The 18,616-nt window shown below is 65.4% G+C and carries 9 protein-coding genes; 4 read left to right on the top strand and 5 right to left on the bottom strand.

All coding sequences use genetic code 11. The features are described 5' to 3' along the window. The first annotated feature begins 93 nt into the window (after nt 1-93). The 4 genes from ABY42_RS10780 (at nt 94) to ABY42_RS19400 (ending at nt 8,474) form a co-directional block, all read left to right on the top strand. Nucleotides 94-5,343, top strand: a complete 5,250-nt coding sequence (locus ABY42_RS10780; protein WP_231608277.1) for a CARDB domain-containing protein — start codon at nt 94-96, stop codon at nt 5,341-5,343. An 86-nt stretch (nt 5,344-5,429) separates the two neighbouring features. After that, complete coding sequence (locus tag ABY42_RS10775) at nt 5,430-6,551, top strand: dockerin type I domain-containing protein (protein WP_231608276.1); 1,122 nt, start codon at nt 5,430-5,432, stop codon at nt 6,549-6,551. Nucleotides 6,552-6,554: 3 nt separating this feature from the next. Continuing rightward, nucleotides 6,555-7,790, top strand: a complete 1,236-nt coding sequence (locus ABY42_RS10770; RefSeq protein ID WP_231608275.1) for a PGF-pre-PGF domain-containing protein — start codon at nt 6,555-6,557, stop codon at nt 7,788-7,790. 249 nt (nt 7,791-8,039) lie between these two features. Continuing rightward, the gene (locus tag ABY42_RS19400; protein ID WP_156224380.1) at nt 8,040-8,474 is read left to right on the top strand and encodes a hypothetical protein; all 435 of its coding nucleotides are present in this window, start codon (nt 8,040-8,042) and stop codon (nt 8,472-8,474) included. Nucleotides 8,475-8,891: 417 nt separating this feature from the next. Here ABY42_RS19400 and ABY42_RS10765 read toward each other — a convergent pair whose 3' ends face one another. From ABY42_RS10765 to ABY42_RS10745, 5 genes are read right to left on the bottom strand one after another with little or no spacing between them, the layout of a single operon-like run. Continuing rightward, a complete protein-coding gene (locus ABY42_RS10765) occupies nt 8,892-10,031 on the bottom strand; it encodes a hypothetical protein (protein WP_050459475.1) in 1,140 nt (379 codons plus the stop codon). A 55-nt stretch (nt 10,032-10,086) separates the two neighbouring features. Then, the gene (locus tag ABY42_RS10760) at nt 10,087-13,080 is read right to left on the bottom strand and encodes an FtsX-like permease family protein (protein WP_050459474.1); all 2,994 of its coding nucleotides are present in this window, start codon (nt 13,078-13,080) and stop codon (nt 10,087-10,089) included. A gap of 15 nt (nt 13,081-13,095) precedes the next feature. Continuing rightward, complete coding sequence (locus tag ABY42_RS10755; RefSeq protein WP_050459473.1) at nt 13,096-13,776, bottom strand: ABC transporter ATP-binding protein; 681 nt, start codon at nt 13,774-13,776, stop codon at nt 13,096-13,098. Nucleotides 13,777-13,825: 49 nt separating this feature from the next. Next, the gene (locus tag ABY42_RS10750) at nt 13,826-15,490 is read right to left on the bottom strand and encodes a hypothetical protein (protein WP_231608274.1); all 1,665 of its coding nucleotides are present in this window, start codon (nt 15,488-15,490) and stop codon (nt 13,826-13,828) included. Next, entirely contained in the window at nt 15,483-18,455 is a 2,973-nt protein-coding gene (locus ABY42_RS10745; protein ID WP_050459472.1) for an FtsX-like permease family protein, read from the bottom strand. Before ABY42_RS10745 ends, ABY42_RS10750 begins: the two co-directional genes overlap by 8 nt. Nucleotides 18,456-18,616: the final 161 nt, after the last annotated feature.

Genomic DNA, 18,616 nt, shown 5'->3' with positions numbered 1-18,616 from the left:
AGTGAGTTTGTCACACTCGACGACGTCCCGTACATCAGCCACGAGATACGGAACACGAATATCTTCGTCGGGACGAGCGACCTGGAAACCAGTTTGGACAAAAATCGAATCTACGTCTTCAACAAGACGGAGATCACCGCGACCTTCAATCCGGGGAAAGCCGGAAAGAGCAGCGTGGTCGACGGGGAGAAAGTCCAACTGGTCGCTGTCCGCCTGAAGGAGGGCGCGAAGCAACCGGGTGGTATCAGCGATATCGGCAAACTGCTCACCTCGAGTAAGGACACGAACGCGGAAATCGTTCGCGAGTTCACGGGGGAGAGCGGAGAGCAGAACTTCAAATTCACCCCCGACGAATCCGGGCAGTACATCTTCGCGACGGTTCTCGTCGAGAACAGCACCGACCCGGGACTGGTGCAGGGCTCCTCGGCCGGTAACCTCACCGCCGAAGGGAACGTGACGGTCGTCGGCTTCGACCACTTCCTCGTCCAGGACGGTCGGTCGACGGTGACGCCGCCGGAGGTTGCCGCGGTCGGCAACGACGTTGACGTCGACGTCGACGCGTCGAATCTGGAATCGGACGAGGTTTCGCACACGACGATTCTGCTGAACGAGACGGTCCTCGGCGACCAACAGCAGACGATTCAGCTCAACGGGAGCGAAATCGAGGAGATTCAGTCGTCCATCGACCGAATCGAAGGGGCGACCGACGTGAAGCCCGGAACGAACTTCGCCGGGAGCACGCTTCCCGCGAGCCGATACAACGGGAACACGAACATCGTCTCGCTGCTCTCGCGGTTAGCCGGTGAAGACAGCGTGACCCAGACCGACGACACGGTCATCTACACGAGTATCAACGGGACCGTCGGCGGACCGCAGGAGACGGTCACGCTCCGCACGACGGAGAACTTCACGCCCGGCGAGTACTCGGTCATTCACTTCGCGACCGCACAGAACGGGACGGCGACGCTGAGCAACAAAGCGAGCGTCGAACTCGTCGACGGCGTCCAGCTCAACATCGAGCCGAGCGCGGTCGAAATCCAGCAGGGCGACAGCGTCACGCTCAACGTGACTCGGGCAGACACCGGCGACCGCGTCGCTGGTGCGAACGTGACCTACAACGGCAAGACGTTCACGACCGATTCGAACGGTCAGGTGACGTTCACGCCCGTCGAGTCGGGAACCGCGACGGCCACGAAAGACCCGTCTAACGGAACCGCGTACATCTCGTCGAGCGTCGACCTGTACGTCATCACGCCGGAAATCGAACTCACCGGCTACAACGTCTCGTCGACGTCGGTGACGACGGACGAGACGGTGACGGTCAACGCGACCATCGAGAACACCGACTACTTCGGTGGGAACTTCACGGTCGACCTCAAGCGTGACGGTCAGACCGTCGAGTCGAAGACGGTGTTCGTCAACGAAGGCGAGACCGTCGTCGAGCAGTTCGAACTGAGCTTCGACACGCCGGGCACGTACGACGTGACGGTCAACGACGCGACGCCGACGGCCATCGAGGTCAGCGGCGTCCCGGACATCGTCTACTCGAACTTCACGGCCCCGAGCCAGGTTTCACCGGGTGAGACGACGGTCGTGAGTGCCGATGTCAGCAACAACGGAACCGGCGCTGGCGAGTACAACGCGTCGCTCGTCATCGACGGCCAGACCGTCGAGTGGATGAACGGGACGCTCGCGCCCGATGAGTCCACGACGGTCACCTTCGAGAGGGACCTCGGTCCCGGCACGTACCAGATCGCGATCGACGGGCTTCCCGCCCAGACCGTGACTGTCGACAAGCCGGCGAACCTCGACTACTCGAACCTGCAGGTCAACGCGACCGAAATCGGACTCGAGGACGCGGTCAACGTGAGCGCGACGGTCACGAACACCGGCGACGTGTCGGACACGTTCACCGCGACGCTCTCGGTCGACGACGAAATCACGCAGACGAAGGCCGTGACCCTCGACGGCGGCGAATCGAAGACGGTCTCGTTCACCGTCACCGACCTCGCTCTCGGCGAGCACACGGTCCGCATCGGCGACCTCTCGCCCGAGACGGTCACCGTGAAAGCGCCGGACATCACGCCGACGCTCTCGGTCGAAACGAACGTCACGAAAGGTATCGTGCCCGTCAACGCGACGGTCGAAAACCGCGGTAACGTCGAGGCGACGGGCGTCGACGTGATCGTCGAAGCGAAAGCCGACGGCGGTGGGGACTGGGAAGAACTCACCAGTCAGTCGGTCGACCTCGCTGCGGGCGAGTCGGTCGCTATCAACACGACGCTCGCACGCGTGGACGCGCGGAACTACTCCGTTCGCGTCGTCGCGGACCCGGCTGACGAAATCGCCGAGGCGAGCGAGACGAACAACGAGGTCAACGCGCGCGTCACCGGCGGCCCGCTCGCGAAGGGCTACGTCAAGATGCCCGACGGGAGCGCCGCCGTGGACGACCTCGTCTACACGAGCCGCACGAACCCCGGCAACGAGTCGTGGTCCGTCGGACAGGCGTTCACCGACGAGAACGGTCGGTTCCTCGTGCCGGTCGTCAACGGAACCTCACAGACGATCGCGTACGTGCAGGACGAAGCGAGCGGTTGGAGCGGCGACCACCCGCGCGACGGGTCGCCCGACATCTACTCGCTCTACACGACGAAAGGAACCGAGCGGATTCTGAACGTCGGGAACACGACGCTCCCCGACGCGGGTCTACTGAACGTCACCGTCGTCGACCAAGACGGTGACCCCGTGGAGAACGCGACGATTGCGGTCACCCACAACAACGACGGCACCCGCTCGGGTGTCGCGTACAAGTCCAACGCCGAGGGACTCTTCCCGGCCGGTGAAGGCGACAAGACCGGCATCGAGGTCCGCGGCGACATGGAAGTCCGCGTCACGCCGCCCGAGAACGACCGGTTCGTCAACCGGACGTACTGGCAGAACCTCACGGTCGACACGAGCGGTGCGAACCTCACCTTCCGCCTCGCGGAGGGTGCTGACCTCTCGCCCGAACTCGACGTCGAACAGCGACAGCGGTTCAACGACGGCGTGAACGCCTCCGTGACCGTCTCGAACGACGGACTCGTCAACGTCTCGAACGCGACGGTCAACCTGACTGTCGAGGCCGCCAACGGTGCCACGGAGACGTACACGAAGTACACCGGCAACCTCTCCGACAGCACCGACGCGCCGAACAACGAGACGACGCTCACCTACGACCTGACGGAGTTCGCCAGCGAAGAACTCCTCGGAACCCTCGCACAGGGTAACGCGAAGGTGACCGCGACGGTCGATCCGGCGAACGAGATTCCCGAGACGGACGAGACGAACAACCAGGTCGTCAACTCCACGCGCGTGGTCTACGCCGACCCGGCAGTCCGCATCCAGGGACAGAGCACGGTGCTCCAGAGCCAGAAGGCGACGCTCGTCGTGTTCACGAAGAACAACGGTACCGCACCGACCGGTGAGTTCAACGTGACCGTCGACTACGACGACGGGACGACCGAGAACATCACCATCGCGAACCTCGGCGTCCAACAGCCGAACACGACGCGCGTCACCCACAGCTTCGCGACGGGTGGCGACAAAGTCGTGACCGCGAGCGTCTCCGACGGCGTCCCGTTCGACAACAACGAGTCGACGAAGGACGTCAGAGTGAAGCCGTACACGCTGAGCATCGACGACGAGGACGTCTCGGTGCCCTCGACGGTCGTGAACAATTCGACTGTCACCGTCATCGCCGAGTTCAACGCGAACTACCCGTCGGACGTCAACGCGACGGTTTCGCTCCCCGCGGGGCTCGAACTCGTCGACGGACAGCGCGCTGAGAAACAGGTCCGGTCGTCGGCAAAGGGCGGTTCGGTTGCGTGGAAGGTCCGCGGCAACACGACCGCCGACATCGACGACGCGCAGCTCGACGTCACCGTCGAAGCGTTCGGCCAGAGCGACACGGCGTCCGCGACGACCAACGTCACGGTGCCGAAGGTCCGCTACACGACGACGAACGCGACGACGCTCGAGTCCGCGGGCGAGACGCAGTCGCTCGCGCTCAACATCTCGGACGCGACGACCTACGAGCACACCCTCAACGTGACTGTGCAGGCCGGGACGGACGGACGGACGCTACAGGGTCTCGAATACCTGTTCTCCTACCCCTACTGGTGTGTCGAACAGACGACGACCCAGATGATGTCCGCGCTCCGGACCGACCAGTACTACCGCGACGGCGACATCCCGAGCAACTACGACCGCGACCGCTCGAACAGCACGATCAGCGCGGGTATCAGCAAGCTTGCCGACGAACCCACGCCTGGGGCGTACGTCAACATCTCCCAGCACGACAACGGCGCGTGGAGCATGTACGGCAACAACCCGCGCGGTGACCTGTTCTACACCATCTACGCCCTGCAGGGCGTGAGCGCCGTCTCCGACGACGCGGTGCAGAGCAGTCGTACGGACGTGAACAAGAGTCTGCAGAACATCAACCAGAGCGGTGCAGTCCTCTGGCTGGCAGACAAACAGCGCAACAACGGACGTGTCCGCCCGAGCGGGTACTTCCTCCGCGACGACACCTCCGCGACCGCCTACACGACGGTCGCAATCGACCGCGCTGGCGACGACCTCAACGCGACCGCACAGACGGCCGCCAACGAGTTCAGCGTCGACGCAGCGGTCTACCTCATCGAACAGCAGAACGGCGACGGTAGCTGGGAAGCCGGTTCGAAACAGGCGCAGGCAACCGCCTACGCGGTGCAGGCGCTCGCAGCGGTCAACGACAGCGACACCCTCCGGACCCAGGTCAACAGCGAGCTGAGTTCGGGTAACGTGTCGATGGCCCTCGACAGCGGTGTCCAGTGGCTCGCGGCGAACCAGCGGGAAGACGGTTCCTGGGCTGGTTACACGAACTCGCCGTACTGGAGCAACACCGGTGAGAAGGCCCGCGCGACGGGCAACGCGATCATCGCGTTGAACGCCGCGGAGGGCTACACGGCGGCGAGCAACGATACCGTCTCCGACGGTGTCGGCTACCTCGTCAGCATCTACCAGCAGGGTGGCTCCTTCGGTAACACGCGTGCGACCGGCGTCGCGATCGACGCCCTCACGACGGCGGACCAGCGGAACGCCGGCTCGCAGACGGTGACGGTCGAAATCAACTCGACCGTCACGAAGGACGTCACCGTCGACGGTAACACGCCGACGGCCACGGTGTCCTTCACGACTGACGAGCTCGAAACGCTTCGTGAGACCGGTGATATCACCCTCACCATCGAGAACTCGACTCGAGTCGTTGTCGGTGCCGAGTCCGAACAGCTCGTCAACGAACAAGAGTACGAGGACACCAACTGAGGAGAACGATGACACGAAAACTCTCAATGACACTGGCTGCCCTCCTGGTCGTGGCATCGATATCGTTCGGTGTCGGTCCGGGCGTTGTGTCTGCTGCGGATCCGTTCAGCGTCGACATCGACGCGCCGGACGACCTCAGCACGAACGGCAACCAGACGATTGCAGTAACGGTTACGAACAACGACGACACCGCGCTACTCAACCCGCTCGTTGAGGTCCCGATCAGCAGTCCGGTCGGCCTCCCGAACGGGGCCGAAGACGCGGTCTACGTGAACGACACGTCGGACCTGCGGGACGCGGCCGTCCAGCAGAGTACGATTTCGACCGGCGACTCCCTGACCATCACGGGCGAGGTAGTGCCGGCCGGGGAATCCCGGACGTACCACTTCAACGTGACCGTCTCGTCGGCGGGGACGACATCGCTGACCGCCGACGCGCGCCCGCTGTACAACGAGCCGAACAACGTTCGGACGACCGAACAGCTCGACGTGAGCGGCGTCGGGACGGTCAACGCGAGCGTCGTTGACAACGACGGAAACGCCGTCAGTGGCGCGTCCGTCGTCCTCGACGGTCAGAACCAAGCCGACTCGGTCAGCGAGACGGTGCTCGAAGGCGACCACACGGTCGGCGCGAGCCTGACGAACGCGCCCGAGTTCACCGTCGGCGTCGGCATCTCCGAGACGGCGTCTGTCACCTTCGTCGACGGCGACGACAGCATCCAGCCGGTCGCCTACGTCGGCGACGCGCCGTCGCTCGTCGGTGACTCGACCTCGGAATCGGACGGGAACGCGAAGACACCCGTCAACACGACGGTGTCGGTGACCATCTCGAAGACCGACGGCACGGTCGTCTACGACATCGCACCGCCGAGCGACACGCCGCTCCGCGGGAACGGCGTCGCGACGACGGACGCGAACCTCGTCGACCAGACGACGGTCGACGGTGAGACGCGAGTTCAGCTCAACCAGACTGGCGTCGCGACGCAGGTCTCCGTGGAGTTCGAAGGCTACGAACTCGGGAACGCAGACCTCGACGGCGACGTTGACGCGGACGACGCGTCCGCAATCGCACAGGCCGCTTCGAGCGGCTCCGACGCCGCCTACGGCGACGTCAACGGCGACGGGCAGGTCAACGCGGTCGACGCGATGCTCGTCCAGCAGTACAGCGAGAACAACCGCGATGCCGACTACACCATCGGAGGTGCATAACTCATGAACACGAAACAGCTACTCGCAGTAGCGATGTGCGCCGCCATGCTCGTCAGTGCAGTCGGCGTCGGTGGTGCCGGTGCCGCGACGGCCAAGACCGTCTCGGTCGACGCCGTCGGCTCGCTCGACGAGCGCTCCGCGGACTCGACGGCGACGCTCACTGCGTACAACGTCGAGGACGCGGACGGCATCGGGTCGTACGAACTGAACATCAGCTACGACGACAGCCTGGTCGACGTCTCGGTCGCCGGGAACTCCCGGTTCAACGTGGAGACGACCGACCACGGCAACGGAAAGCTCACCGTCGTCGGGTACACGGGTGAGACCTCCGGCTCGACCGGAAACGTCTCGCTCGCGGACCTGACGGTGAGCGCGCAGTCCGTCGGGAGCGACACCGCCGCGTCCATCGACGTCACCGTCGAATCGATCACGGACACGAGAGGAAACCTCCTGTCGCACAGCGGCGACACGACGACCGTCGATGTGAACAACGTCGACGGTAGTACGCCGACCCCATCGACGCCGACGCCGTCGACGCCGACCACCGAAGCACCGTCGAGCGGCGGTGGCGGCGGTGGCGGCGGATCCGTTCCGAACAGCGGAACCTACGAGAGCGTCCGGCTCTTCTACGGTTCGCAGGTCAGCGCGTCGCTCCCGGACGGTGCCACTGTGACGAACGTCGACGTGGCGTTCGGCAGCCAGGGAACCGGCGAGGTCATCGTCCGCGAGCGGACGAGCCTCCCCGGAACGGTCGGTCGACCGTCGAACGCCGCGATCGGCTACGTCCAAATCGACGTCCCGAAATCCCTCAGCGACTCGCCGTCGACCATCACGCTGAGCGTGAGACAAGACCGCCTTGACGAACTCGGAATCACGGCGCAGGACCTCGCAGTCGAACGCTACAACGACGAAAGCGGTGAGTGGGAGACCCTCGACACGCGCGTCGTGAGCGAGGGCGACGGACGGGTCGTACTGGAAGTCGATACGCCCGGCTTCTCGTACTTCGCCGTGACCTCGAAGCAGGCCGTGACGACGACGACAGACGACGGTGGTGACGACACCACCACGTCTGACGACGATGGTGACGACACCACAACGGACGACGGAACCTCCGGCTTCGACGACGAGACGACGACCGGAGAGCCGACGACGACTGACTCGGTCATTCCCGGCTTCGGCGTCACCGCCGCGCTGATTGCGCTCGTCGCAATCGCGCTCATCGCGGTGCGACGCGACTAAGGTCGCGTCACCGCTCTCGGTTCTTTTTTGGCTCGACGTGTGCGGACGACTCGCTTCCGAATCAGAGAGTCACGTACGGCGCTGTTGAAATCCGTACTGCTAGTTTGTTGCGTCCGTGGTGAATACAGGGCGCAAGTCTTGCAAGGTTGAATTGTAATTCAGGTTATCGAATAAGCAACCGCGTGTGAAATTTCTCAACCCAATGTGTGAACAGAACGTTTTTGAAGGCTTTGTTAGTGTTCTGAAATGATGCAAGGTGTCCCTCGGAGAAAAGTCCTCCAACTGGGTGGTGCAGCTCTCACTACGAGTCTTGCCGGGTGCACTTCTTTCTTGGAACAATCAAGTACCAGCCTCAGTCAGGTGGAGATTTTCAATCAACGGCCGGAACAACATACAGCTCACTTACTTATTGAGCGTAATGACGAGATCGTGTCCTGGTCTTCATTTGAATTGAAACAAGCGGTAAATCAGCAGACAGATATCACGAAGGTTGACAGCAGAGTCATCAAGGACGAGTGGCCAGAAGGTTCTGCAACGTTCGCAATTCACGTAAGACTTGACGCTCAAACATCGTGGAGTTCTCTCACACTTGATGAACAAGACAAAGGATGTCATGAGGTTTTGGCAGTTATTGATCGTACTGACGAACCTCGTGTTTCATTTTTCTCTTCGAATGATTGTTGAAGCAATTGTAAGTAATCTCGTGGGAACGCTTCTGGGCTAAATTCATCGAAGATGAGATCATTCAATCCGATGAGCCAGTTCTGACAAATTGACCGTAGAATGTTGAGGACGTGATGAACTCATCCTCCGTCTGTGTCACGCCGTACGTATCAAATTCAAATTCTCGGGCTCCGACAGAACCTAACGCACGGTGTCAGCTACGGGTGTGAGCCACGGTCGTGGTACGCTTGGCGTGGGTCCTGACGCTGACTCGTTATACTGAAACAGCGACCGAATCGGAGTTCTCGTCCATCCACCGGGCCGTGTGAGAGGCACGATTCGCTCTGCGTGCGATGGGACGCGACGTGACTCAGCGACCAGCGTCGGCTCAGTCCGTCGAAAAGAAGAACACGCGAGGAGCGCAGTCGGCCGTCTCGATTAGGAGCGGCGACGCAGGAGACTGACGCCGACGAGACCGACGACACAGACGAGTGCAATCCCGACCGGCCCCCAGAGTGGAGCGGTGGTTTCGGTCGTGGTTTCAGTCGTCGAGGGCGCTGCGGTCTGCGTCGAGGTCTCCGTTCCGGACGTATCCGTGGATTCCGTCGTCGAAGCCGACTGGTCGTCTTCGTCCGCGTCGTTCTCTTCATCTGCGTCGTCCGCGTCATCCGCGTCGTCCGCATCGTCCGTGGGCGTCGGCGAGTCAGTCGTCTCCGCCGAACTCCCTCCGGAGTTCCCCGCGGTCGTATTGGCTGTGGTGGACTCGTTGGTTGGGGTCGACGTTGCGGTCTCGGTCGTCTCCGTGGTCGTCGTGTCGTCGGACCCGTCCGTCGAGTCCGAGTCTTCGAGCGACCCTTCCTCGACGACGCTCACGGACTGGGTTCCGCTCACCGCGACGAGTTCGGGTTCACCGAACACTTCGTCGCCGGTCTGGGCGGCCGAATAGAGCCGATAGTCGCCCGTCGAGAGCGACGCGACGTCGACCGTCGCCGTGTAGTTCAACCCCGTCTGTCGGGTCGCGGTCGTGCGGACAGACGCCGACTCGTTCCCGAGAACGACCTCGACGCCGGCCGGCGGCGATTCGACGTCGTTGCTGACCTTGGAGAGGTTCACTTCCACGAGGAGTTCGTCGTCCGATTCGACGCGGTCCGCCGCGGTCTGTTCGACGTCGAACCCGTTGATGACGAACGGCTCAACCGCGTAGACAGTCTCAGTTCCGTTCGTGAGCGCGACTGCGTACGTACCGGGACTGTATCCATCGAGCGAGAACGTCTCCGAGGCGGAGCCGCCGCCGTCGATGGGTTTGTTGTCGTAGAACCGTTGCTGACTGTCGACGACACGGATGGAGTACGAATCACCGGACGGCCCGTCGGTCGAAACGGAGAGGTAGCCGTCTTCCGACGCGCTGCCGATGGCTTCGATGGTCTGGTCTCCCCACTGAGTCGAAATCGTTCGGTCCGGGATGTCGAGGTCGCCGTCGATGTCGACGTCGTAGTCGGCGCTCTGTGCCGCCGTCAACGGGGCGACCGTCGAACACACCAACACGAGCGCCAAGAGGAGGGCACGGGACGAGTGCATGTGCCAGCCTCTACAGTCGTCTGGGGTAAGTGCATTGTCATGGCGAGTCGAACAGTCAGCGGTGGAGCAACCGCCCGACGTCGAACCGAACGAAGGGCGTCGCCGCGATGACGGCGCTACAGACCGCGAGACAGACCGCGCCGAGGGCGGACGCGGCGACCAACAGGGGAGTGAACGGGACGGCGAGTCGAATCCCGAAGACGACGAGCACGTCGACCCGCGCGAGTACCCACAGGAGCGCCGCCGCGAGGCCGAACGAGAGGACCGCCGCGGGAATCGCGAGACGGACGGCGTCGGCCGCGAGCAAGGCGAGAATCCGTCGTCTGCTCGCGCCGGTCGCGCGGTAGATGCCGATGACGCGGCGGTTCGCGTGCACCGCCTGCGCGAACGTCGCGGTCGTGCCGCCGATGGTGCTCAACCCGGCGAGCGAGACGAGCACGACGAACAGCAACTGCACGTTTCCGAAGACGTTCTCGATGGCCCGGCCGATACCGGTTCCCTCGGTGTACTCGCCGCGACTGCTGAGCGTCGCCGCGACGCGCTCGTCGCCGGTGACGCGGTAGGTCGCCGTCGAGATGACCGTCCCGTCGACGACCAATTGGAGGTCGTACGTGCCCGGCGGCGGGTCGTCACCGAGTCCGACCTCGGACGCCGACAGTTCGATCTCCGAGACGTTTCCGGCGGTCAGTTCGACGGTCCGCGTCTGGGTCCCACCCGGCGAGACGAGGGTGAGGTTGCGGACGAGGAAGCGGCCCCACGGGTTGGCGACGCGGGCGGTCACCGTCGGGTTCGTGAGTCGCGACCCGGTGGACGGCGAGACCGTCAACCGCCCGCCGAGTCGCTGCGGCGCGCCGCGTTCCACGGTGAGCGTGTGTTCTTCCGGGACGTAGCCGTCTTTCGAGAGCCGGAGCGTGTACGTGCCCGGCTCTTCGGGAACCCGGATGGGCACGCCGCCGCGGGCGTCCGTCGTCGCGCTCCGGCCGTCGAGCGTGACGGTCACACCGGAGACCACGGACTCGTTCGGCGTCGTCGCCGGTACGACGAGCGTGGACCCCGGCGGCGCGCGCGTCGGGTACTCGGACGGGAGCTGAAGCGTGTTCGGCCGGTACACCGTCACCGAGCGGGTGACGCCGTCGGTCGCGAGTTCGTACGTCCCCGCGGTCTCGAAGCTCGTCTCGAACGACAGTTGGGTCGATTCGTCGCTCCCGAGCGTCACGTCTCGTTCGAGCGTTCGGTTCCCCACGCGGACCGTAACCGTTTCACTCGCGGTGGTGGACCCGAGGTTTCGGACCGTCGCGCCGAAGCGATACGTCGCGTTCGTCCGGACCTCGGACGGTCCCGAGAGGCTCGTCACGAGCAGTCCCGACGAGCGGTTCTGCAGGGACGTGAGCCTCGAAGACGCGTTCTTCGTCCGAATCAGGTGAACCGTTCCGGGACCCGTCGCCAGCGGCTGTGTCGTCTCGAGCGGGACGACGAGCTGGTCGTTCGTCACGCCGCTTCCGGCGAACGTCCCGACGATTGTGACACGTCTGACGCCGGGCGTGACGCTCCCCCCGAGCGTCACCGTCTCTCCGACTTCGAGCCCGAGCGTCCGCGCGAGGTCGGTCCCGACGACGGCCTCGTCGGCGCGCTGTGGGGCCGTCCCCGCGACTAACGACGCGTCGGTGACCGAGCTGAACGCGGTGTAGTTCGCCCCGCGAACGAGGTACGGCGTCCGGCCTCGGGTCTGCGCGTAGATGACCTCCGGGCTCGCCGTGATACCATACGAGCGGAGGACCGTCGCGTAGTTCTCGTCGATGCGGCTGTTGAGGGGGTGTGCGGCACCGCTCTCGACGACCGTCCCGCTCGACGTTGTGGCGAGCGGCGCGAGCGCGCCGCCAATCGACCCCGTCAGTAGGATGATGAGCATGAAGACGGCGAGCGTCGCCGCCGTCGGGGTGAACGCCCGCCAATCGACGAGCGTCGGCGAGGCGACCGCTTGGAATCGGCGAATCGGCTGCGGCCATCGACTGGTGGCCCGGTGTGTTTGGTCGAACTTCGGGTCGCCGCGGACGACCGGAAGCGCCGCGAGGACCCCGGCGACGAGGCCCATCACGAGGAGGAACCCGGCGATGCCGAGGAGCGAAAGCGCGATATCCGCGGTCACGTTCGTCTGAATCGACACCGGGAGGCCCACGTACGTCGCGGCGTTGACGACGCCGTTGGTCACGATTACGCCGAGCGCGTATCCCAACGCGACCCCGACGAACGTGAGCGACAGCACGCGCCCGAGGATAATCGAGAGGATGCGCTGCGGCGACGCTCCGGTCGCGCGGGCGACGCCGATGAGACGGGTCCGGTCCCGAATCGACATCTTCGTGACGTTGTACACGACGACGAGAATCAAGAGCCCGCCGGCGAACGCGGCGACCGAGAGCGTCCGGACGACCTGCGTGATACCGCCCGCCAGAAACGGGAGCGCCGCGATGAGCGGGACGGTCGTCGGTGACGACGGCGCACCCGAACTCTCGGTGTCGAACACCAAGGCACCGCTCGTCCCCAACTGCTGGACGGTATCGGTGTCCGCGACGTACCACGAGTCGGGAAACAGCGTTTCGTCGACGCGGTGCGGCGAGACGGACGTCGACACGGTATTTTCAGGGCCGGACAGCTCTATCTGCTGGACCGTCGATACCGGGGCCGAGACACCGTCTTTCGGCGGTCTCGGGAGCGTCGCGGCTTGCCACGAGACCGACGCACCGGAAATCGTTCGCGGCGCGTCCGGCGGTACCCCGACGACTCGGCGCGTCTCGCCGTCCGGCAGTGAAACTGTCGTGACCGCGATGACGACCTCGTCGGCGGACGCGGCCGCAACGGCGTCGTCGTACGACTGTTCGTAGGTGACCGTCGCCGAACTCGAGAGGTCGGAACTGAGGGTGCCGGTGTAGGTGGCCGCCGTGAGCAACAACAGCGCGGAACCGAGGAGAAACGCCGTCGTGACGGCGACGACCGCGATGCTCAGCCACTCGCGGCGCGACCACCTCGAGAGGAGCGCTGTCGCATAGCGCATGTTATCCGAGGCGGTTCATTGACGGATGAACTCGTCCGGTTTCCGGTGGAGCGAGCCGTCTATCAGCACGTGCGTCTCTTCGAACTGGTCGGACAGCGTGGGGTCGTGGCTGATCACGACGAGCGCGGTGTCCGTCTGGTCCTTGACGCGGAACAGGAGGTCGAGGACTCGCGCTGCGGTTTCGGGGTCGAGTTGCCCCGTCGGCTCGTCGGCGAAGACGACGTCCGGCCGGTTTGCGAGGGAGCGGGCGATGGCGACGCGCTGTTTCTCCCCGCCGCTGAGCGTCGCCGGATACTGGTCTTTGAGGTCCAAGATGTCGAGGGCGTCGAACAGCGTGTCGAGCCACGCCTCGTCTCGGCTCCGGGTGTGGTCCTGCGGCAGCGCGGCGTTATCCCACGCGGTCAGGTCCGGGATGAGCTGGAAGTCCTGGAACACGAATCCGATCGCGTCCCGCCGTAACACGGCGCGTTTCCGCTCGGGGAGCGCGCTCGTGTCGTCGCCGTGGACGTAGAGCGAGCCGCTGGTCGGGGTACTGAGCAGTCCGAGGACGTTGAACAGCGTCGTCTTCCCGGCACCGCTCGGGCCTTGAATGAGGAGGGAGGTGTCAGGCTCGACGGTGATGGAGACGTCCGCGAGAATGGTGGAGTCACCACGTTCGACGGTGAGCGAATCGCCACGCAGTACGGGGCCCGTCATCGATATGCTCCCTTCATGCTTCACGTATGTATAGTGTATGGGTGCTCGGTCAGACCGTCCGGTTCGTCGCGGCCGCGCACGTCGCGTTTCCGACCGGCCGGGACACCACCACGGGGTCGTTCCCGGTGTTGGCGTAGACGACGTTCCGTGTCGCGGTCCACTCGGCGTACGCGGTCGCCGAGACGGTCTCCGGGGCGTTCGGGAAGAGGTGCGCACCGGTCGTCGTCCACGAGCGCTGTGAGATGACGAGACAGTCCGGGCTCGGTCCGCCCGAGAGCCAGTTCGCGACGGCGCTGTAGCCGACCTGCGCCTTGAAGTAGTTCGCCCCGACCCGCGTCAGCGAGTGGTCGCTCAGCCACGGCGAGTCGGTGTGCGTGGAGGCAAACCGGACGCCGTCGAACTCGGACTCGTAGGTCGTCGACGGGACGGTCGCCGTGTCCATCGTGAGGTACGCGAGCGGTGCGGTCGCGACTGTCGACACGAGCACGAGCGCGACGAGCCCGAGGCGGAGCGTGCGCCCGGCGGTCGACCCCGATGCGGCCTGAAGGAGGCGAACGAGGACAACTCCGACGAGCATCGCCGCCGGGATGTGAAGGAACGTCTGCGCGCGCATGACCGTGTCGTAGTACTCGGGCGTGAGCGACGCGGTGAGGCCGAACCCGATGATGGTGACCGGCGCGAGGAACATCGCCGTCGGTATCGCGCCGCCGCGGTACGACTCGAACAGTTCGAGTCCGAAGGCGGCGGTCACCGCGAACACGCCGAGAATCGCGACGAGCCCCAGGATGAGCGGCGGCGTCTGGGTCGTCCCCGGGAATATCGGTGAGACGGCGTTGAGCCCGACGATGCCGAAAAACGACCCGACGACGGCGAGATACGAGATCTGTTTGACCCGGCGGCCCGTCTGTTGGACCCACACGATACCGATGGCGAGGAGGATGAGCCACGCGAGGAAGAGCCCGGGATAGGCCATGACTCGGTTCACGTACGGGACGCTGAGCGTCGTCGACGACTCGGCGAAGCGGTAGTACGAGAACATGTACGCCCAGAAAGCGACCGCGAGCACGCCCGGACCGAGCACCGAGCGGAGCGACAGCCGCACGGAGACGTGGCGCACGACGAGCGCGGTCACGACGAGCGCGGCGATGAACGTCGAAAACGTGTGCGTCATCGGGAACACGACGAGCAAGAGCCCGACGACGAGCCACCAGCGGCGGAGCCGACTCCGCAACGCGAGGTGCAGACAGAACGCGAGCGTAATCACGAGGAGGATGCCGAGAATCTCCTCGTCGGGAACCGTGGTCCGACGGAGGAACAGCCCCTGAATGGCGAGGAGCGTCGCCGTCACCGCGCCGACCGCGGTGGCGGTCCCGTCGCTCGACCCGCTGTCGCGGAGCACGCGGCGAGCGACGACGCCGCCGACGAAACAGATAACCCCGCCGACGACGGTCGCGAGCGGCTGAATCGCACGGACGGGAACGGCGTCAGTGACCAGCGACACGACGCTCAGGTACGTGCTGAACACGAGGTTGTCCGCCCGCTGCGTGAGCGGGAGCGAACCCGTCTCCGTGGCCGTCTTCGCTAACCACGCGTAGTCGAATCCGTCGAGCGTCGATGGAAGGCTGCTCCAATAAAGCGGGAGAGCACGGAGGGCGAACGCGAGGGCGACACCCGCGATGAGAATCACGAATCCGCGGCGGCGTCCGTTACTCATTGGTGATACTACCCTCTCCCTCGGGCGTCGGTATATGTCTATCCACTAAGAGTGCCGCGGGGTCCTGCAGCAACAGATAGCCCGTCGCGAGACACGCGCTCGCGACCGCGAGGCCGAGGCCCGCGAGCACCATCCCGGCGATGACGCCGGGCGAGAACGCCGGCGTGAGCGCCACGCCGAACACGCGGAGTTCGCCGACCGACAGAAGCGCCGTCACGGCCGCGGTGGCGATGACGAAGGCGGCGGCCGAAGCGACGAGTCCGACTTTGAGCGTGTCGAAGAGGACGAGCCGGAGGATGTCGGTCCGGCGCGCCCCGGTCGCGCGGTACACGCCGATGGTCTTCCGAACGCCGTAGGTGCTCCGCGTGAACGCGGCGGTCGTGCTCCCGACGGTCATGAGGCTCACCAGCGCGACGACCGCGGCGAGGAGCACTTCGAGGTTCCCGAAGACGAGCTGAATCGCCTGCGCGATGCCGCCGCCGCTCGTGTAGCGACCGCTCCCCGCGAGCGCGGTCGCCAACCGCTCGTCGCCGCGGACGCGATACGTGAGCGTGGCCGGTTCGCTCGCGCCGACCTGCGACGAGACGGTGTACTCTCCGGCCGGGCGCTGTGGGAGAGTCGCCGAGACGCGACGACTCCCACCCGGTGCGAGCGAGACGGCCCGTTCGACGTCAGTCCCCGGACCCCGAATAGTCACGGTCGTGTTCAGTCGCTGTGTCCACGGGTTGGTGAGCCGCGCCGTCACCGTCGGCGACGTGAACAGCGTCGGCGTCTGCGGCGAGAGAGAAAGCGTCTGGACCGGCCGCCGAGTCGCGTCCTCGGAGACGGTCACCGTGGTGTTACGCTGTTGGGAGCCGGCACGCGCGGACACGACGTACGTCCCCGTCTCGTTGAACCGGACGCGGGCCGTCCCGCTCGCGTCCGTCGTTCGGCGCTGGCCATCGACCGAAACCGTCGCGTTCGCGACCGGCTCGCCGCCCCGCGAGACGCTGATTCGCGGCGCGCCCCCGACCGGTATCGACGCGGGAACGCTCACGCCGAGCGACTCGACGACGCGGCCTCGCTCGTCGACCGTCACCGACTTGGTCACGTCGGCCACGGAGAGAGAAACGGTCCCCGCGGGCGGCGTCTCGAACGCGACGAACGTCGTCTTCGACCGGCGACTGGGCACCGAGAGTGCGGTCTTCGCAGTCGCGTCCCCGAGCGTGACGGAGACGGACCGGGAGGCGTCGCTCAGCCCGAGATTCGTGGCCTCGACGGCGACGCCGAAGCTCCCGTCTCGGCGCGTGACCGTCGCGTCCGTGACCACGATTGTCGACGCGTTCGCGTCTCCGCTGGCGAGGCCGCTGGTTCTGATGAACTGAACCCCGTCTCGCCCAGTCGTCGTGAGGTGGCGCGCCGTGTCCAGCGACACGAGGAGTTGGTCGTCTTGGACGCCGGTGCCCGCAAACCGGCCCACGATTTCGATTCGCGTGATGCCGGGCGTCGTGCTGCCCCCGAGAACGAGCGTGTCGCCGACACCGAGGCCGGTCGCCTCGGCGAGACTCGCCCCGATGAGCGCCTCGTCGTCTCCGGTCGGTTCCCGTCCCGTCGTCAGCGCCGTGTGCGCCAGCGACTCGTACGCGGAGTAGTTCACCCCCCGCGCGACGAACGGCGTGTTTCGGTACACCTCGAAGAGGAGAATCTCCGGACTGACCGCGACGCCCTGACTGCGGAGCGCAGACGCGTACGATTCCGGGACGTTACTCGCGATGGGATGGGGTGCGTCCGGCTCCGTAATCGTCTGTTGGCCGACGCCCGAAAGCGGGCCGACCGCGCCGATAACGGCCGACAGCAACAGCACCACGCCCATGAACACGCTCAGCGTTGCGACGGTGGGGACGGTCGCCTCCCACCCGAGCAATCGCGTCTCGAAGAGTCCTGCGAGCGGCGACCGCGACTGGCCGTCGGCGGACTGACCCGACGACGACAGTCGGTCCAGCGGTTTCGTCGCCTCTGGGTACGACGCTGTCAGGCCGGCGACGACGCCGGCGACGAGCAGCACGGCGGTCGCCAGTCCGAGCAGTTGGATGACCGGCGGCGTAAGTGCGAGCGCAAGGGAGGTCGGGAGGCCGGCGTAAACCGCCGCGTTCAGGACCGCACGGACGAGGATGACGCCGATGCTGTATCCGAGCGCCAGTCCGACGGCCGCGAGCGTGATGGCGCGGAGCGTGTACACGCCGACGATTTGCCGCGGCGTTGCGCCCGTCGAACGGAGCACGGCGATGTCCGGGCGTCGCTCCTTGACTGTGAGTCGGATGACGCTGTACGTCGTCACCCCGACGAGAATGCCGCTCGCGAGCGTCGCGAGTTGGAGCAGGCGGACCAGTTGGTCGGTCCCGCGGACGAAAAACTGGAGCGCCGACAACAGCGGCGTCGCCGGTGCGCCGTCCGTCCGTTCGATGGTGACTACCTCGGTCGCCTCGAACGCTGAAACCGTCTCGGCGCGGGTGAGATACCAGCCGTCTCGGAGGACCTGATGGCCGGAGCGGTCCGTAACCGTGACCGACGTCGCCGTCTCGTCCGTTGCGAGCGAGACGGTCTCGCCGGCGGGCGGTCCGCCGACGACGGCGAGCGTTCCGGGGTCCGGACGGGGGAAGTCGATTGTTTGCCCCCGGACGGTGAGTTCCGAGACGCCCGGCGGGACGCCGACAACCGTCGCGGGCGTCCCGTCGACGGTCGCCCCAACGAGGACGAGTCGGACGTCGGAGTCGGACCCGCTCGCGCCCGCGACGCTCGACGGGGAGTCAACGCGCTCGACGTGATAGCTCGTCCCGAACTCGTCGGAGATGGTCGTCGTCTGCTGGCCGAGCGAGACGCCGAGAATGGCGGCACCGACGAGAAAAGAGACGGTGAGGGCGATGACGAGCACGGCGAGTGTGTCGCGCGTCTCCCAACTGAACGAAAGCGCTCGACGGTAGCCCATTAGTGTTCTCTATCGCGAGACTCGCGAGCGCTCACATTAAGTGTGTGTGGTTCCGCTGACTCATCGGTCAGACGACACTCACACGGCAGTTCGAAGCTGCCGATGACCGCCGGCGCAGTCAAAATCGGTTGCGCCGCAGGGCCTCGACCCGTCACGCAGAG

Origin of the sequence: Haloferax gibbonsii (assembly GCF_001190965.1) — an archaeon.
GTDB classification, from domain to species: domain Archaea; phylum Halobacteriota; class Halobacteria; order Halobacteriales; family Haloferacaceae; genus Haloferax; species Haloferax gibbonsii.
This window is presented reverse-complemented; position numbering and strand designations above follow the sequence as displayed.